Annotated in this window: 15 protein-coding genes and 1 pseudogene; 5 read left to right on the top strand and 11 right to left on the bottom strand. The window is 71.5% G+C overall.

Annotated elements, in window-relative coordinates; genetic code table 11:
* Positions 1 to 172: 172 nt before the first annotated feature.
* The 4 genes and pseudogenes from ACRWNP_RS26645 to ACRWNP_RS26630 all read right to left on the bottom strand — a co-directional run.
* On the bottom strand, positions 173 to 1,858 hold the full coding sequence (locus ACRWNP_RS26645; RefSeq protein WP_431965609.1) for a ribonuclease J: 1,686 nt from the start codon (positions 1,856 to 1,858) through the stop codon (positions 173 to 175).
* Between the two features lie 123 nt (positions 1,859 to 1,981).
* Positions 1,982 to 2,881: a 4-hydroxy-tetrahydrodipicolinate synthase gene (gene dapA / locus ACRWNP_RS26640; RefSeq protein ID WP_431965607.1), complete on the bottom strand. Its 900-nt coding sequence runs from the start codon at positions 2,879 to 2,881 to the stop codon at positions 1,982 to 1,984.
* 168 nt (positions 2,882 to 3,049) lie between these two features.
* On the bottom strand, positions 3,050 to 4,153 hold the full coding sequence (gene thyX / locus ACRWNP_RS26635; protein WP_431965617.1) for an FAD-dependent thymidylate synthase: 1,104 nt from the start codon (positions 4,151 to 4,153) through the stop codon (positions 3,050 to 3,052).
* Positions 4,154 to 4,258: 105 nt separating this feature from the next.
* A pseudogene (locus tag ACRWNP_RS26630) lies at positions 4,259 to 4,546 on the bottom strand (FAD-dependent thymidylate synthase); the annotation flags it as partial.
* Positions 4,547 to 4,713: 167 nt separating this feature from the next.
* Here ACRWNP_RS26630 and ACRWNP_RS26625 point away from each other — a divergent pair.
* Positions 4,714 to 5,262, top strand: a complete 549-nt coding sequence (locus ACRWNP_RS26625) for a hypothetical protein (protein ID WP_431965605.1) — start codon at positions 4,714 to 4,716, stop codon at positions 5,260 to 5,262.
* Here the strand turns inward: ACRWNP_RS26625 and ACRWNP_RS26620 are convergent.
* The 5 genes from ACRWNP_RS26620 to ACRWNP_RS26600 all read right to left on the bottom strand — a co-directional run bounded on the left by ACRWNP_RS26620 (position 5,259) and on the right by ACRWNP_RS26600 (position 11,879).
* Complete coding sequence (locus ACRWNP_RS26620; RefSeq protein WP_431965603.1) at positions 5,259 to 7,088, bottom strand: IucA/IucC family protein; 1,830 nt, start codon at positions 7,086 to 7,088, stop codon at positions 5,259 to 5,261. The two genes, ACRWNP_RS26625 and ACRWNP_RS26620, sit on opposite strands and share 4 nt — an antisense overlap.
* A complete protein-coding gene (locus ACRWNP_RS26615) occupies positions 7,085 to 7,678 on the bottom strand; it encodes a GNAT family N-acetyltransferase (protein WP_431965601.1) in 594 nt (197 codons plus the stop codon). The genes ACRWNP_RS26620 and ACRWNP_RS26615 overlap by 4 nt, the downstream gene beginning before the upstream one ends.
* A complete protein-coding gene (locus tag ACRWNP_RS26610; protein WP_431965599.1) occupies positions 7,675 to 8,970 on the bottom strand; it encodes a lysine N(6)-hydroxylase/L-ornithine N(5)-oxygenase family protein in 1,296 nt (431 codons plus the stop codon). Before ACRWNP_RS26610 ends, ACRWNP_RS26615 begins: the two co-directional genes overlap by 4 nt.
* A 34-nt stretch (positions 8,971 to 9,004) precedes the next feature.
* On the bottom strand, positions 9,005 to 10,576 hold the full coding sequence (locus ACRWNP_RS26605; protein ID WP_431965597.1) for a pyridoxal phosphate-dependent decarboxylase family protein: 1,572 nt from the start codon (positions 10,574 to 10,576) through the stop codon (positions 9,005 to 9,007).
* 268 nt (positions 10,577 to 10,844) lie between these two features.
* Positions 10,845 to 11,879, bottom strand: a complete 1,035-nt coding sequence (locus ACRWNP_RS26600) for an ABC transporter substrate-binding protein (RefSeq protein ID WP_431965595.1) — start codon at positions 11,877 to 11,879, stop codon at positions 10,845 to 10,847.
* A 187-nt stretch (positions 11,880 to 12,066) separates the two neighbouring features.
* Here ACRWNP_RS26600 and ACRWNP_RS26595 point away from each other — a divergent pair, with 187 nt between their 5' ends.
* The 4 genes from ACRWNP_RS26595 (at position 12,067) to argB (ending at position 15,987) form a co-directional block, all read left to right on the top strand.
* The gene (locus tag ACRWNP_RS26595; protein ID WP_431965615.1) at positions 12,067 to 13,101 is read left to right on the top strand and encodes a FecCD family ABC transporter permease; all 1,035 of its coding nucleotides are present in this window, start codon (positions 12,067 to 12,069) and stop codon (positions 13,099 to 13,101) included.
* Complete coding sequence (locus ACRWNP_RS26590; protein ID WP_431965593.1) at positions 13,098 to 14,123, top strand: FecCD family ABC transporter permease; 1,026 nt, start codon at positions 13,098 to 13,100, stop codon at positions 14,121 to 14,123. Before ACRWNP_RS26595 ends, ACRWNP_RS26590 begins: the two co-directional genes overlap by 4 nt.
* Entirely contained in the window at positions 14,120 to 14,938 is an 819-nt protein-coding gene (locus tag ACRWNP_RS26585) for an ABC transporter ATP-binding protein (protein ID WP_431965591.1), read from the top strand. Before ACRWNP_RS26590 ends, ACRWNP_RS26585 begins: the two co-directional genes overlap by 4 nt.
* 170 nt (positions 14,939 to 15,108) lie before the next feature.
* Positions 15,109 to 15,987 carry an acetylglutamate kinase gene (argB, locus tag ACRWNP_RS26580; RefSeq protein ID WP_431965589.1) on the top strand — a complete coding sequence of 293 codons (879 nt, stop codon included), beginning with the start codon at positions 15,109 to 15,111 and terminating at the stop codon, positions 15,985 to 15,987.
* Between the two features lie 12 nt (positions 15,988 to 15,999).
* Here argB and ACRWNP_RS26575 read toward each other — a convergent pair whose 3' ends face one another.
* Complete coding sequence (locus tag ACRWNP_RS26575; protein WP_431965587.1) at positions 16,000 to 16,452, bottom strand: hypothetical protein; 453 nt, start codon at positions 16,450 to 16,452, stop codon at positions 16,000 to 16,002.
* A 38-nt stretch (positions 16,453 to 16,490) separates the two neighbouring features.
* Positions 16,491 to 17,243 (bottom strand): 4-hydroxy-tetrahydrodipicolinate reductase, encoded by a 753-nt coding sequence (dapB, locus tag ACRWNP_RS26570; RefSeq protein WP_431965585.1) that lies wholly within the window; start codon positions 17,241 to 17,243, stop codon positions 16,491 to 16,493.
* Positions 17,244 to 17,288: the final 45 nt, after the last annotated feature.

Here is a 17,288-nt window from a genome sequence, read left to right as displayed (position 1 = left end):
CTTCGGCCTTTCGGCTTTCGCGCTCCCCGACTTTAGCAGATGCTTTCCGCCGGATTTACCGACCCATCGTGAGGACGCACGTCTCCGTGGCGTTCTCGTCGCGGGGTTGTGCCAACGTACTGGAGCGGGGCACCCCGATGCAAATCGAGGGTGCCCCGCTCCTGGTGGTGCGTCAGACCTCCACGACCACAGGCAGGATCATCGGGCGCCGACGGTAATTGTCGGACACCCACTTGCCGATCGCGCGGCGGATGAGCTGCTGCAGCTGGCGGACCTCGGCGACGCCGTCGGAGGCGGCGCGGGCGAGGGATTCCTCGATCTTCGGGAGGACCTCGCCGAAGGCCTCGTCGTCGATGCCGGAACCGCGGGCCTGGACGTACGGGCCGCCGACGACCTTGCCGGTGGTGCTGTCGACGACGACGAAGACCGAGACGATGCCTTCCTCGCCCAGGATGCGGCGGTCCTTGAGCGAGGTCTCGGTGATGTCGCCGACCGAGAGGCCGTCCACGTACACGTAACCCGCCTGCACCTTGCCGGTGACCTTGGCGACGCCGTCGACGAGGTCGACGACCACCCCGTCCTCGGCGAGGACGCAGCGTTCCTTCGGGATGCCCGTGGCCCGGCCGAGTTCGGCGTTGGCGCGCAGGTGCCGCCACTCGCCGTGGACCGGCATGAGGTTGCGGGGCTTGCAGATGTTGTAGAAGTACAGCAGCTCGCCGGCGGAGGCGTGACCGGAGACGTGCACCCTGGCGTTGCCCTTGTGCACGACGTCGGCGCCCCAGCGGGTCAGGCCGTTGATCACCCGGTACACCGCGTTCTCGTTGCCGGGGATCAGCGAGGAGGCCAGGACCACCGTGTCGCCCTCGACGATGCGGATCTGGTGGTCGCGGTTGGCCATCCGGGACAGGGCCGCCATGGGTTCGCCCTGGGACCCGGTGCACACCAGGACGATCTTCTCGTCGGGGAGGTCGTCGAGCGTCTTGACGTCCACGATGAGACCCGGTGGGACCCGCAGGTAGCCCAGGTCACGGGCGATGCCCATGTTGCGGACCATGGAGCGGCCGATGAAGGCGACCTTGCGCCCGCGCTCGTGGGCGGCGTCCAGGACCTGCTGGATGCGGTGCACGTGGCTGGCGAAGCTGGCCACGATGATCCGCTTCCCGGCCTTGGCGAAGACCTGGCGCAGCACCGGCGAGATGTCCCGCTCGTGCGGGATGAAGCCGGGGACCTCCGCGTTCGTGGAGTCCGAGAGCAGCAGGTCGATGCCCTCCTGTGACAGTCGCGCGAAGGCGTGCAGGTCGGTGAGCCGGCCGTCCAGCGGCAGCTGGTCCATCTTGAAGTCGCCGGTGTGCACGACCATGCCGGCCGGGGTGCGGATGGCGACCGCGAGGGCGTCGGGGATGGAGTGGTTGACCGCCACGAACTCGCAGTCGAAGGGCCCGATGCGCTCCCGCTGCCCCTCGGCGACCTCGAGGGTGTAGGGGCGGATGCGGTGCTCGGCGAGCTTCGCCTCGATGAGGGCGAGGGTCAGCTTCGAACCGATCAGCGGGATGTCGTCCTTCTCCCGCAGGAGGAAGGGGACGGCGCCGATGTGGTCCTCGTGGCCGTGGGTGAGGACGATGCCGACGACGTCGTCCAGGCGGTCACGGATGGAGGTGAAGTCCGGGAGGATCAGGTCGACTCCGGGCTGCTCCTCCTCGGGGAAGAGCACCCCGCAGTCGACGATCAGCAGCCGGCCTCCGTACTCGAAGACCGTCATGTTGCGGCCGATCTCTCCGAGACCACCGAGCGGAGTGATGCGCAGGCCGCGTTCGGGCAGCGCGGGGGGTGGGCCGAGCTCAGGGTGCGGATGGCTCAAAGTATCTCCTCACCACGCACGCCACAGGCCCCGGGCGAGGGCCCGGGGACACCGTGCGCGCATGACAGCGTGCGTTCTGTTTCGTTGTCCTCATGGAGCGATATTCAGTTCTTGAGTCTTTGGCTACAGCTGTACCCCGCCGGCGGCGAGATCCTGCTTCAGCTGCGCCGTGGCCGCCTGGCCGAGCTCCACGAGCGGGAGCCGGAGCGGGCCGCCGGGCAGCCCCTGCAGGTTCAGGGCGGCCTTGGTGGTGATGACGCCCTGGGTACGGAAGACGCCGGTGAAGACCGGGAGCAGCTTCTGGTGGATCTCGGTCGCCTTGTGGATGTCACCCGAGAGATACGCCTCGAGCAGGGCCCGGAGCTCAGGGCTGACCAGATGCCCCACGACGGAGACGAAGCCGACGGCGCCGACGGACAGCAGCGGCAGGTTGAGCATGTCGTCGCCGGAGTACCAGGCGAGGCCGCTGCGGCTTATGGCCCAGCTCGCGGCGCCGAGGTCGCCCTTGGCGTCCTTGTTGGCCACGATCCGGGGGTGCTCGGCGAGCCGGACGAGCGTCTCGGTCTCGATGGGGACGCCGCTGCGGCCGGGGATGTCGTAGAGCATCACCGGCAGGCCGGTGGCGTCCGCGACGGCGGTGAAGTGCCGGTACAGGCCCTCCTGGGGGGGCTTGTTGTAGTACGGCGTCACCGCGAGCAGGCCGTGGGCTCCGGCTCGCTCCGCCTGACGGGCCAGCTCGACGGTGTGGTGGGTGTCGTTGGTGCCGACGCCGGCCACGACGAACGCGCGATCGCCCACCGCTTCCAGTACGGCCCGGACGAGCTGCTCTTTCTCCACGTCGCTGGTGGTCGGCGACTCACCGGTGGTGCCGTTGACGACCAGGCCGTCGTTGCCTGCCTCGACGAGGTGGGCGGCGAGCTGCTGCGCGCCGTCGAGGTCGAGGGCGCCGTCCGCGGTGAACGGCGTGACCATTGCGGTCAGGACCCGCCCGAAGGGGGTCTGCGGGGTGGAGGTCGGAGCCATGAGTCCAACGCTACTCGGTGCCGGTGCCGGGATACCCCCTCGGGACCTGCGATGAGGACTCCGGCGCTGCCTGCTCGGGGGTTCAAGCAGCACCGGAATCCGTTTCTGAAGACTAGACGAATTGCATGAAACCCGGCAATCGGAAGATTCCGGATGAGTGGTGACCTGCTACGGAGCGATCCGGCCGTTGGCGTTGAAGGCGGCGTGGGTGAGCGGCATGAGCTTCGCCCATTCGGCTTCCATCCGCTCCCCGACCATCTCGATCTCCCGCTGCGGGAAGGACGGGACCTTGGCGAGCTCGTGCTGGGTGCGCAGACCGAGAAAGTGCATCAGCGATCGGGCGTTGCAGGTGGCGTACATCGACGAGAACAGACCTACGGGCAGGGTGGCCCGGGCGACCTCGCGGGCGACGCCGGCCGTCAGCATCTTCTGGTACGCGTCGTAGGACTGCCGGTAGGAGGCCTCCATGGCGTCCGTCACCGCGCGGTGCTGCTCGGGGGAGCCGTGTACGAACTCGTACTTCCCTGGGCGGCCCTGCTGCACCAGCTTGCGCTCGGTGGACGGCACGTAGAAGACCGGCTGCAGCTCACGGTAGCGCCCCGACTCCTCATTGTATGAGTTGTGCACGACAAAACCATCCGCGATGAAGTTGTGGTGCGGCGGCGGCATGGAGATGTCATAGGTCATCTCCTCCCCGTCCGGAACGACGGAGACAACGCCCTCCCAGCGCACACCGTTCCGCAGGGCGCGGCGGCGCACTCCGATCGGCACGCCTTCGCCGTCGGTCTTCCGCCGGCGACACGACGTGCAGGCCGGTCGCAGGTTCGAGACGTCGAGCGCCTTGGTCAGATCGGTGTCCACGGGGATGACATGGTCCAGTTCCAGATCCTTCGCCTCGAACTTCTCCTCGCAGATGTAGCAGAGGTCGATGGGTGCGACGAGAGCGGCCCGCTGCTCGGTGGTCCAGATCTGAATCCCTTCGCGCAGGCGCTTCGGGATACCGACCCGCTCGCCGACCTCCACACGGCCGAGCCGCCCGACGCGGTCACCGGCGCGCAGGTCGCCGGCGCGAACCCAGCCGTCCGGGGTCCACACACGGTGGTCCGCGGTGCACCGCAGAGCCTTGCCGTCGGTCGTGGAGACCTTGATGATCGGCTTCACGCCGGACTCGAAGACGTCGACCATGGCCGCCTTCTCCGCCAGCCCTGTGTCCAGGTTGATCGTGTCGGCCAGGAGGTTCTGGCAGGACTTCAGCCGGCGAGTGCGCCCCATGGAGTCGGTCACACCGATCTTCCAGTCCCGGTGGATGTCCGCGATGCGTTTGGCCTTGCCGCTCTTGCCGGCACCGACGCGGATCATGGCATCACCCGGCAGACACCAGCCGACCCGGTGCCGCATGAACTCGCGGAAGACGAAGATCGGGGCGCTGATGAAGAAGGTCATCGAGTTGTGCTCGAAGGGGCTGCCATGGCGGTCCCGCATGAGGTAGTTGATCAGGCCCTTGGAGCGCTCCGGGTCCTTCGTCAGCTCCGCCAGGGACTGCTCGCCCGCCGTGGACACCCGGGCGGCCCACAACACGTCCGAGTCGGCGGCGCTGTGCTTGACGAGCTCGACGGTCACGTCGTCGCGGAACTGCACGGAATCGTCGGCGGAGGTGTCGGTCACCGGGCGTCCTTCCTCACGGAGCTGGGGGCGGCGCCCAGCCTATGCGTCCGCTCCGAGATCGCCCGACACCCGTCGACACCGGCCCCACCCCCCGCAAAGCGGAGCAAGGCAGACGACCGGCGGACCTCTGCTGGCCGGTCCCGGCGGCTCCCGCTAGCCTCACCGATGTGTCTCTGCCCTTCCTCGCCGCCGACAGCGGCCACGACGAGTACGCCGCGGACGCCGCCCTTCCGCACCGGGTCCAGGACGGGTGGATCCGTCCCTACCGCCCGGGGCCCTGGAGGGTGGCCGCGGCGGCGATGCTGCTGATGCTCGCCTCGTACCTGCTCTTCGCGGCAGTGATCATGGGGCTCGCGGGCAACGGGGCCGGGGTGGCCGCGACGATCGGCGCCGCCGTGCTGGCCATCGGCTGCGCGCTGCGCCTGCTGCGCGTGGGCTTCTGGGTCAGCACGCGCGGGCTGCGGCAGGTCGGGCTCTTCTACACCACGACGCTGCCGTGGAACCGGGTCGGCGCCGTCCGTACCGCCCAGCAGCCGGTGAAGTGGCTGGGGCTGCCCCGGACCGTCCAGGGCCAGGCCTTGGTCGTCACGCGGGCGGACGGCGACCGGCTGCGACCGCTGCTCACCGACCACAACGCGGACTTCCTGGGCCGTACGGAGGCCTTCGACCAGGCCGCCGACGCCATAGAGGGCTGGGCCGCCGAGTTCGGCCGCTAGGAGCCCAGCGCTCCCCGGGCGGTGGCCGGCCGGTGGCGGGCGATCGGATTCTCCAGTTCGCCGACGAGCTGGAGGGCACCGGAGGGGTCGGCGAGGTCGACCATCTGCCGGTTGTCGCGCAGCTGGAGCCGGTTGAGGCAGGACAGCGCAAAGGTGTCGGTGAACAGGTCGTACCGCGCGAACCGGCCGGCCAGGTGCGGGACCGCGCGCTGGTAGCCGGCCGCGCACTCGGCGACGGTGCGCCAGAAGGCGTCCTCATCGAGGATGCCCTCGTCGTCGAGGATGCCGCCCAGGAAGCGGAAGAAGCAGTCGAAGACGTCCGTGAAGATCGACAGCAGCCGCATGTCCTCGGGGACCTCGGCGCGGACGCGCCGGACCGCGGGCGGCAGGTCCGCCTCGGGGTCCATGACGCAGATCTCCTCGGCGATGTCCTTGAGGACCGCCCGTTCCACGACGCCCTTCTCGTCCAGGACGAGGATGACGTTCTCGCCGTGCGGCATGAAGACCAGGTCGTACGCGTAGAAGCAGTGCAGCAGCGGGGTCAGGTACGCCTCCAGCCAGCGGCGCAGCCAGTCCTGCGGGGTGAGGCCGGACTCCGCGACGAGGGCGCCGGCGAAGGAGCGTCCGTCCGCGTCGGCGTGGAGCAGGGACGCCATGGTGACCAGGCGCCGGCCGGGCTCCAGCCCCGCGACCGGGCTCTCCCGCCAGAGGGCGGCGAGCATCTTGCGGTACGGGGAGTGGCGGTCGGTCGCGGCCTCGTACCGGCGGTGGCGGTAGCCGACGGCGGCGTGCTCGCGGATGATCGACAGACGGGTGGCCTTGAGGACGGCGTCGCGGTCGATGAGGTCGGCCAGCCAGTCGTTGATGGCCGGGGTGGCCTCCATGTAGGCGGCGGACAGGCCGCGTGTGAAGCCCATGTTGAGCACGGACAGGGCCGTCTTGACGTAGTGCTTCCCGGGGTGGCTGATGTTGAAGAAGGTGCGGACGGACTGCTGGGCGAGGTAGTCGTCGTCGCCCGGGCCGAGGAGGACCAGGCGCCGGGCGGCGAGTTCGCCGGCGAACGTGACGGAGAGCTTGTTCCACCACTGCCAGGGGTGGACGGGGATGAGCACGTGGTCGTCGGGGTCCAGGCCGAGGTCGCGCAGGGTGGCGGCGAAGCGGGCCAGGACGTCCTCGCCGAGTTCGGCGCGCACCAGCCGGTCGTAGTCGGTGTCCGCGCAGTGGGTGAAGGTGGCGTGGTCGCGGTGGGCGGCGAGCCAGATCAGCCGGACCGGTGCCGCGGCCTCGGGGGCGTACGCGTGGTATTCGTGGATGCCGAAGCCGAGGCGGCCGTTGTTGGCGACGAAGCAGGGGTGGCCCTCGGTCATCGAGGTCTCGACGGTCTGGAAGTCGGCCCGGGCGAGCTCGGCGACGGTGGGGCGGGGACCGGAGAGCTTGTAGGCGGTGCCGGAGAGGGTGGAGCCGATCTCCTCCAGGTACACCGGAAGGACCTCGTCGGACAGGCCGAGGGCGGTGCGCAGTTCGATGACGAAGTCGATCGCGTCCAGCGGGAGTTCGGCGCCGTCGCGGTGACAGGTGATGCTGCCGGCGTCGACCAGCCAGTGGTCGAGGGTGAGGACGCGGGCGGCGAAACGGTACTCGGTGGCGCCGTCGTCGCTGGTGACGGTGTAGCGGCCCGGTGCGGTCCGCACGGGCGCCAGGAGCCGCTCGTGGGTGAACTCGGCGAGGGCCTTGCGTATGAGCAGGCGGCCCGCGCGGTCCCACAGCTCGGGGGTGAGATGGGCGACGGCGTCGCGGGCGGCGCCGGCTGCGGCTGTCGCGGTCATGCGGTTGCTCCTCGGGACGTCCGGCCGGCCTGGGTGGCCAGGAACTGCTCGCGGGTGCAGGTGCTGAGCAGCGCTTCCTTCTCGGGCTTGGTGATCGGGCCGACGGTCTCGAAACCGACGGCGGCGTTGAGGGCGTGGACGGCGGTGTTGCGGAGGTCGGGTTCGACGACGACGCGGCGATGGGCGGGGGCGTCGAGGAGGAAGGCCATGACGGTGGTGATCACGGCGAGGGTGAAGCCGTGCACGGGGGTGTCGGTGGGGGCGCACAGGAAGTGCATGCCGACGTCGCCGTCCCGGGCTTCGTAGAGACCGGCCAGTTCGACGTGCCGGGGGTCGTAGCGCTCGACGAGGAAGGCGGGGCGGCCGTCGTGGAGGCCGACGAAGGCGTCGTGGTACGGGTGCTCGGCGATCTTGCCGTACTCGTACGCGACCGTCGCCGGGTCCGCGTCCTGCATCATCCAGTACGCGGACTTGGGGTCGGTGACCCAGCCGTGCAGCAGCCCGGCGTCGCCCTCGGGGTCCAGCGGGCGCAGCGCGAAGGTGCCCAGGCGCTCGTCGGTGCGGGAGTACAGGGGGGTGGCGACGGTCATGCGGCGGCTCCGGCGGGGGCGCCGAACTCCTGGAAGGCGATGGACCTCTCCAGGGGGTAGACCTCGCGGCCGGTCAGCTCGCGGATGATCCAGGAGTTGCGGTAGGGGCCCATGCCGAGGTCGGGTGAGGTGATGCTGTGGGTGTGGGTGCCGCCGTTCTGCAGGAAGACGCCGCGGCCGGTGGTGTCGATGCTGTAGTTGCGGGCGACGTCGAAGCGGCCGTGGCGGTCCCGGCGGAGGCGGTCGTGGACGGGCTCCAGGAAGGCGGGGACGCGGTACCGGTATCCGGTGGCCAGGACCAGGCCCTGGGTCTCGAGGGTGAAGTCGCGCTCCTGCTCGACGTGGCGCAGGCCGAGGGTGTACGTCCCGGCGGTCTCGTCGTAGGACGCGCCGGTCAGGGCGGTGTTGGTCATCAGCCGGGTGGGGACCGGGCCGCGCACGCTCTTTCGGTAGAGCAGGTCGAAGATGCCGTTGATGAGGTCGGCGTCGATGCCCTTGAACAGGCCCTTCTGCTCGGCCTCCACGCGGTAACGGGTGTCCTCGGGAAGGGCGTGGAAGTAGTCCACGTACTCGGGCGAGGTCATCTCCAGGGTGAGCTTGGTGTACTCCAGCGGGAAGAACCGCGGGGAGCGGGTGACCCAGTTGAGGCGGTAGCCGCCGGTGCCGGTGCCGGCGAGGAGGTCGTAGTAGATCTCGGCGGCGCTCTGGCCGCTGCCGACCACGGTGACGGACTGCTTGGCCTGGAGGGCGGCCTTGGCCTCCAGATAGCCGGAGTTGTGGACGAGGTCGCCGCCCAGGCCGCGGCAGGCCTCGGGGACGTACGGCGGGGTGCCGGTGCCGAGCACCAGGTGACGGGCGCGGTGGGTGGTGGTGCCGCCGTCGGCGTGGCGGGCGTGGACGGTGTAGAGGCCCTCCTTCTCGTCGTACTCGACACGGGTCGCCTCGTGGCCGAAGCGGACGTTGCCGAGCTTGCCGGCCGCCCAGCGGCAGTAGGCGTTGTACTCCTCGCGAACGGGATGGAAGTGCTCGCGGATGTAGAAGGAGTACAGCCGTCCGGACTCCTTGAGGTAGTTCAGGAAGGAGAACGGGGAGGTGGGGTCGGCCAGGGTGACGAGGTCGGCCATGAAGGGCGTCTGGAGGGTGGCGAAGTCCAGCAGCATGCCGGGATGCCAGTCGAAGCCGGGCTTGCTGTCCAGGAAGAGGCCGTCGAGGTCGTCGAGGGGGGCGGTCAGGCAGGCCAGGCCCAGGTTGTAGGGGCCGAGTCCGATGCCGATGAAGTCATGGGTGGGCATGGGGGCGCTCCATGGGGTGACGAGGGGGTCGGGTTCAGCCGGCTCGGCGCTCGGGCACGGCACCCGGGCCGGTGCCGGTGCCGTCCAGATGACGGCGGGCGTGCCCGGCGAGCAGGTCGAGGACGTGGGCGATGTCGGCCGTCGACGTCTCGGGGTTGAGCAGCGTGAACTTCAGGTAGTGGTGGCCGTCGACCGTGGTGCCGGCCACGACGCCCTCGCCGGAGGCGGCCAGGGCCTCACGGGCGTGCAGGTTGGCCTCGTCCGCGCGGGCGCGGGCGGGCCCGTCCGGCGGGAGGTGGCGGAAGACGAGGGTGCTGAGCTGGGACTTGGTGACGACCTCGAAGCGGGGATCGGCGTCGAGCAGCCGCCAGGCCTGCTCGGCGCGGTCGCAGACCTCGTCGAAGAGCGCGCCGACGGCGTCCGGGCCCATGATGCGCAGGGTGAGCCAGAGCTTGAGGGCGTCGAAGCGGCGGGTGGTCTGGACGCTCTTGTCGACCTGGTTGGGGACCTTCTCCGCGGTGCGCGCGGGGTTGAGGTAGTCGGCGTGGTACGTCGCGTGGCGCAGCGTCGCCCGGTCGCGGACCAGCAGGGCACCGGAACTGACCGGCTGGAAGAAGGACTTGTGATAGTCGACGGTGACGGAGTCGGCGCGCTCGATGCCGTCCAGCAGGTGCCGGCGGGTCTGCGAGACCAGCAGGCCGCAACCGTAGGCGGCGTCGACGTGCAGCCATGTCCCGGCCCGGGCGCACAGGTCGGCGATGGGCCGCAGGGGGTCGACGGAGCCGAAGTCGGTGGTACCGGCGGTGGCCACCACGGCCATGAGGACGAGGTCCTCGCGCTTGCAGCGTTCGATCTCACGGGCGAGGGCGGCCGGGCGCATCCTGCGTTCGCGGTCGGTCTCGACGGTGATGACGGCGTCGGGTCCGAGGCCGAGCATCTTGGCGGATTTCTCGACGCTGAAGTGGCCGGCCTCGGAGGCGATGATCCGCAGTCGCGGGAGGAGCTCGTGCTTCCCGGCCGGGACCGGGGAGTTCTCGGCCGCGCGGATGCATGCCTCCTCGCGGGCGAGCAGCAGGGCCTGGAAGTTGGACTGGCTGCCGCCGCTGGTGAAGATGCCGTCGGCGTCCTCGCCGAGGCCGATGCGGTCGGCGGTCCAGTCGACGAGGCGGCGTTCGATGAGGGTGCCGCCGGCGCTCTGGTCCCAGGTGTCGAGGGAGGAGTTGACGGCGGTGAGCACGGCCTCGCCGAGCAGGGCGGGGATGACGACCGGGCAGTTGAGGTGGGCCAGGTAGCGCGGGTGGTGGAAGTACACCGCGTCGCGCAGGTAGACCTCGTCGAGTTCGTCGAGCGCCGCACCGGGGTCGCCGAGCGGGGTGTCGAGGTCGATGCCGGAGATCCGGGGGGCGAGCCTGTCGGGGGTGATGCCGGTGAACGGCCGCTCGGTGGCGGCGATGCGGCCGGCGACCCGGCGGATTCCCTGGGTGAGGGAGCCGCGGTAGCGGTCGAGGTTGCGCTCGTTGAACAGGTGCGCCCGTGCAGCGCCGCCGCCGCCGGCGGGGGCTGCCGCTGCGGTCCGGTCCTCGTCGGTGGGGGCGAGGAAGCTCATGGTGGTCCTCTCGTGGGGGGGTGTCGGCCGTGGGCCCCGGGTGGGGTGCCGGCCTCGCCGTCACCCTCGGCTCAGTGGCCGACGAAGAAGCGCGCGCACATCAGGTGGCGGTGCAGGGTGCGGACGGCTCCGAGGAGGCCTGGTACACCGGGGCGGTGCGCTCGGAAGGTGCGGGACCGCAGCCCGCCGCGGGCGCCGGGACCGTGGCCGGCTACGGGGGGAACCCGTCGCCGGGCTCACCTCGGCGGTGACTGCGCTCAGCCGTGGGTCAGGTGAGCTTCTTGGCGTTCCGGATCGCCTTGGCCAGGTCCTCCAGCAGGGGCGCTGCGCCGGCCCAGGAGAAGCGGGGGACGGCGTCCCAGGGGGCGATCTGGCCGGCCTTGACGGCGGGCAGCTTCTTCCAGGCGGGCTTGGCCTGGAGCGCCTCGGGCTGCAGGGCCGTGTTGCGGGAGTCGAGCAGGATCAGGTCCGCGTCGTACTTGTCCGCGTTCTCCCAGCTGAGGCTCTCGTAGTAGTCGCCGCCGTCGGTCTTCTCCGGGACGATGACGTCCACGCCCAGGGACTTGAAGTACATGAGGTCGGAGCTGACCCCGGGGTTGGAGACGTAGAAGAGGTCCGCGGCGCCGGAGGCGGCCAGCACCTTGATGCCGCCGCTCGCCTTGGCGGCCTGGCGAAGCGTCTCGGCGGCCTTCTCGAAGCGGGCCTTGGCCGCGGTGACCTTGGCGGCCTTCAGGTCGGCGCCGAGGGACTCGGCGAGCTCGGCGTAGCGCTGGACCGGCTCGGTCAGGGGGACCCGGCCCGTGGTGACGGCCACACTCGGGGCGAGCTCGAGGATCTTGTCCTTGCTCTCGTCCGGGACGTACCAGAGGGCGTCCGGGTCGTACATGTGCGTGACGAGGAGGTCCGGGCGCAGGGCCGCGTACTTCTCGACGCTGAACTCGCCCCAGACGTTGCCGAGGATCTCGACCTCGGCGACGTCGAGGTCGCCGGCCTGCTTCTCGGGGGTGCCGTCCGCCTCCTTGGTCTCGCCGAAGACGCCGACGATCTCCTTGCCGAGGCCGAAGTCGACCAGGGCGGCGGCGGTGCCGGTGAAGGCGACGATGCGCCGGGGGGTGGCCTTCGCCGTGACCTTGGTCTTGCGGTCGTCGGTGAAGGACCACGGGCCGCTGCCGGTGCCGGTCCTGACGGATGCCTTGTCGCCACCGCCGGAACCGCACGCGGCGAGCAACGCGCCGAGGCCCAGGGCACCGCCGGCGGCGAGCATGCCTCGGCGGCTGGGGCGGGGGTCTGCGTCGATGGGCATGAGGGTGCCTACTTTCGAGCGAAGTACGAGAACAGGGGGAGTCACCGGCCGACGGTCTAACTTAGGTTACCCTAACCTAAGTTATGAATCAGTCGTCAAGAGCCACCCAGGCGCCGGCACCAGGAGGCCGTCCGTGAACCCCATCAACCCCTCTGTTCCGGAGGGGAGTTCGAAGTCCGAACCGGCTGTGCCGACGGCGCCGACCGCGGCCGGCGCGAACCGGGCCGGGCACTCCCGGCTGCTGCCGAGGATCGCCGGGCTGCTCGCCTCCCTGCTGCTCCTGCTGCTCGTGCTCGGCGCCGGCGTCGCGGTGGGCGCCAAGGCGCTCTCCCCTCAGGAGGTGTGGCAGGGGCTCACCGACAGCGACTCGCCCGCGTACACCGTCGTGCATGAGATGCGGCTGCCGCGCACCCTGCTCGGCCTGCTGGCCGGCACCGCCCTCGGCGTCTCGGGTGCCCTCATGCAGGCGCTCACCCGCAATCCGCTGGCCGACCCCGGACTGCTCGGCATCAACGCCGGCGCGTCGGCGGCGGTGGTCACCGCCATCGCCTTCGCCGGGCTGAGCAGTTTCACCGGTTACGTGTGGTTCGCCTTCGCGGGCGCCGCGATCGTGTCGGTGCTGGTGTACGCCGTCGGCGGCGGGCGGGGGGCGACCCCGGCGCGGCTGGCGCTGGCGGGCACCGCGGTCAACGCGGCCCTGTTCTCCTGTGTCAACGCCGTCATGCTGCTGGACTCGGCCGCCCTGGAGCGCATGCGCTTCTGGACGGTCGGCTCGCTGGCCGGCGCCGACATGACCACGGTGGTCCGGCTGACGCCCTTCGTCGCCGCCGGGCTGCTGCCGGCACTCGCCCTGGGACGGCCGCTGAACGCGCTGACCCTCGGCGACGACGCCGCCCGCGCGCTGGGCGCCCGTCCGGCCCGTACCCGCGCGGCGGTCATCGTCGCGGTGACGTTGCTGTGCGGGGCGGCGACGGCCGCCTGTGGGCCGCTGGTGTTCGTCGGGCTGATGGTGCCGCACCTCGTCCGGGCCCTGACCGGGCCGGACCAGCGGTGGATGCTGCCCTACAGCGCGTTGCTGGCCCCCGTGGTGCTGCTGGGCGCGGACGTGCTGGGGCGGGTCGTCGCCCGGCCGTCGGAACTGCAGGTCGGCGTGGTCACCGCCGTCGTGGGCGGGCCGTTCTTCCTCTACTTCGTACGTCGGCGGAAGGTGGCGGCCGCATGAGCGTCCTGCGGTACGGAACCCGGTCGGTGCGCCTGCGGCCGCGCGCGGCGCTGGTCGGCGCGGGATGCGCGCTGCTCGCGCTCGCGGTGGGCGTCCTCGCGATCGGCACCGGCGACTATCCGCTGGCCCCCGGGGACGTGCTGCGCACGCTCGCCGGGAACGGCGCCCCCGCCGACGACTTCATCGTCAACGAGCTGCGGCTGCCGCGCGTGGTGACCGCGCTGCTCACCGGTGCGGCCCTGGCGCTGGCCGGCGCCGTCTTCCAGTCGGTGGTCCGCAACCCACTGGGCAGCCCCGACGTGCTGGGCTTCACCCAGGGCGCGACGACCGGGGCACTGGTCGTGGTCGTCACCGGCGGCGGGAGCACGGCGCTCGCCTGCGGAGCGGTCACCGGCGGCGCGGTCACCGGCGTCCTGGTCTACGCGCTGGCCTGGCGGCGGGGCGTGCACGGCCGGCGGCTCGTGCTGGTCGGCATCGGCGTCTCGGCGATCCTCACCGGCATCAACGGATACCTGCTCACCAAGGGGCAGTTGATGGACGCCGCCCGGGCACTGCTGTGGATGACCGGCAGCCTCGACGGCCGCGGCCGGCGGGACTGCGGACCGCTGCTCGCTGCGATGGCGGTGCTGGTGCCCGTGGTGCTGCTCGGCTGCGGCCGGGGCCTGCGGATCATGGAGATGGGCGACGACGCCGCGTACGCGCTCGGGGTGCGCGTCCAGCGCGTCCGGCTGGTACTGCTGGCCTCCGCGGTGCTGCTGGCCTCCTTCGCGGCCGCCGCGGCCGGGCCCGTCGCTTTCGTGGCGCTGACCGCGCCCCAGCTGGCCCGCCGGCTGACCCGGACGCCGGGGCCGAACCTGCTGCCCTCGCTGTGCACGGGCGCCGTGCTGATGGTGGCGGCGGACTGGGCGGCGCAGTCGGTCTTCCCCGGTCGGCAGCTGCCGGTGGGTGTGGTGACGGGGGTGCTGGGCGGGAGCTACCTCGTGTGGCTGCTCGCGACGGAACGCAAGGCAGGACGGATATGACGACGGCCAACGACACGACCCGGCTCGGCGGGGAGGCGCTCACGCTCGCCTACGACCGGCGCACCATCGCCGAGGGGCTGAGCGTGGCGGTTCCGGACGCCTCCTTCACGGTGATCGTCGGACCCAACGCCTGCGGGAAGTCCACCTTGTTGCGCGCCCTGTCGCGGACCCTGAAGCCGGTGGCCGGCACGGTGCTGCTGGACGGGCAGGACATCGGCAGGCTCCCGGCCAAGCAGGTGGCCCGCACACTGGGGCTGCTGCCGCAGACGTCGGTGGCGCCGGAGGGCATCACGGTCGCCGACCTCGTCGCGCGCGGCCGCTATCCGCACCAGGGCCTGCTGCGGCAGTGGTCCCGGGAGGACGAACGGATCGTCGCGCAGTCGATGGCTGCCACCGGCGTCGCGGACCTGGCGGAACGCGCCGTCGACGAGCTGTCGGGCGGACAGCGGCAGCGGGTGTGGATCGCGATGGCCCTGGCGCAGCAGACGCCCCTGCTGCTGCTCGACGAGCCGACGACGTACCTGGACATCACGCACCAGTTGGAGGTCCTCGACCTGTGCGCGCGGCTGTACGAGGAGGGCCGCACGGTCGTCGCCGTCCTCCACGACCTCAACCACGCGGCGCGGTACGCCACGCACCTCATCGCGATGCGGGACGGCCGCGTGGTCGCCGAGGGCGCACCGTCCGACGTGGTCACCGAGGCCCTGGTGCAGGAGGTCTTCCGGCTGCGCTGCCGCGTGATCGACGACCCCGAGACGGGCACCCCCCTCGTCGTCCCCACCGCCCGCCAACCCCTGCGGGGCGCCACGCCGTGACCCGGCACGGGCCCGGGCCGTGCCGGGCCGACAGCCCGCCGCAGCAGCGCGATGGCCCCGTGACGCCGCGCCGTTGGGCGCTGTGCGGGCGACAGACGAGCGTCATCGGGTGTTCGCCTGGGGCTGTTAGCGTCCGGCCGACCCGGCCCGCCGAGGACCTGGAGCGACTCTTGCTCGCACCGCCCCACCCGAACACGCTCCTCAGCCATCCTGGGCCACTGCCCGCGCTGGAACCGCTGCGGGGCCGGACCGTCGTCGTGAAGTTCGGCGGGCACGCCATGACCGACGCGCCGTTGCTGCGTTCCTTCGCCGAGGACGTGGTGCGGCTGCGGCAAACCGGGGTGCGGGCCGTCGTGGTGCACGGGGGCGGTCCGCAGATCAGCGCGCAGCTGGAGCGGCTCGGCGTGCCGGCGCGCTTCCTGGGCGGGCAGCGTGTCACCACCCCGGAGACGCTGGACGTGGTGCGGATGGTGCTCGCCGGGAAGGTGCAGCGGGAGCTGGTGCGGCTGATCAACGAGCACGGCCCGTACGCCGTCGGGATCACCGGCGAGGACGCGCACACCCTCACCGCGGTGCGCAGGTACGCCGAGGTCGGCGGGGAGCTGATGGACATCGGCCTGGTCGGGGAGGTGACGGAGGTCAGCACCGCGGCCCTGGACGTGCTGCTGGACCACGGCCACGTCCCTGTGGTGTCACCGCTCGCCCGCGGGACGGACGGCGAGGTCTACAACGTCAACGCGGACGCGGCAGCCGGCGCGCTCGCCGTCGCGCTGGGCGCGGAGTCCCTGATGGTGCTGACCGGCGTACCGGGGCTGTACGCGGACTGGCCGCGCCGGGAGCGGGTGCTGGACCGGCTCACCGCCACCGAACTGGAACTGATGCTGCCCTCGCTCGGGGGCGGCATGGTGCCGAAGATGGAGAGCTGCCTGCGCGCGGTCCGCGCCGGTGTCCGAACCGCGCGGGTGCTGGACGGGCGTGCCCCGCACGTCCTGCTGCGGGCGCTGACCGGCGCCCCCGGGGAGACCGGGACGACCGTCCTGCCGGGCTGAGCCCGGACCCGCTCAGCGGGTCTGCGGCGCCTTCCCGCGCAGGGCGATCGCCCGCTGCATGGCCTTGCGCGCCCGCGGGGTGTCGCGGGCGTCGTGGTAGGCGACCGCGAGCCGGAACCACGTCCGCCAGTCCTCCGGCGCGGCTTCCGTCTCGGCCTTGCGCCGGGCGAAGACCGCGTCGGCGGAGGCCCGGTCCACGCGACCGCTCGGGGTGCGGACCAGTTCGTCCTCCGGCAGTCCGCCCTCGGCCTCCAGTTCCCTGGCCAGCCGGTCCGCGTTGCGCGCGAACTGCGTCGTACGGACCAGGAACCACACGCCGACCAGCGGCAGCACGAGCACGGCCACGCCGAGGACCACCGTGACCGGGCGGCCGTCCTGGATCAGCCAGACGCCGCGGGCGCCGGCCAGCACGAAGTAGACGACCAGGACGGCCGCGAGGACGAAGTAGGTGATCTTTGCGCGCATGGTGGTCGAACCGGCTCCAGTCTGTGTCTCTCGGTCGGTCAGTCGAGGTCCATGAAGTGCTCCAGGCCGAAGGTCAGCCCCGGCGTGGAGACGATCCTGCGCACGCCGAGCAGTACGCCCGGCATGAAGGAACCGCGGTTCATGGAGTCGTGACGGATGGTGAGTACCTCGCCGGCGTCGCCGAAGAGCACCTCCTGGTGGGCGACGAGACCGCGCAGCCGTACCGCGTGCACGGGCACGCCCTCGACGTCGGCGCCGCGCGCGCCGTCCAGGGCGGTCGCGGTGGCGTCCGGCTGCTCGCCGAGCCCGGCCTCGCGGCGGGCGTCGGCGATGAGCTGCGCGGTGCGGACGGCGGTGCCGCTGGGGGCGTCGACCTTGTCCGGGTGGTGGAGTTCGACGATCTCCGCGGACTCGTAGAAGCGGGCCGCCTGGCGGGCGAAGCGCATGGCCAGAACCGCGCCGATGCCGAAGTTCGGCGCGATGAGTACACCGGTGCCCGGCGCCGCGCCGAGCCAGCCGCGCAGGGTGTCCAGGCGCTCGTCGGTCCAGCCGGTGGTGCCGACGACCGCGTGGATGCCGTGCCGCAGGCAGAAGTCGAGGTTGCCCATGACCGAGCCGGGGGTGGTCAGTTCCACCGCGACCTGGGCCTCGTTCTCGGCCATGACCTCCAGCTTGTCCTCGCGGCCGATCGCCGCCACCAGCTCCAGGTCGTCCGCGGCCTCGACGGCCTTGACCGCCTCGGCGCCCATGCGGCCCCGGGCCCCGATCACACCCACGCGGATCTTGCTCATCGTTCCAGTCCTCCGGTCCAGACGTTCGAGACGGTCGGTACGGCT

This window comes from Actinacidiphila sp. bgisy160 (genome assembly GCF_965342435.1).
GTDB lineage: Bacteria > Actinomycetota > Actinomycetes > Streptomycetales > Streptomycetaceae > Actinacidiphila.
The sequence above is the reverse complement of the archived record's forward strand: the minus strand, read 5'-3'. Positions and strand labels throughout refer to the sequence as shown.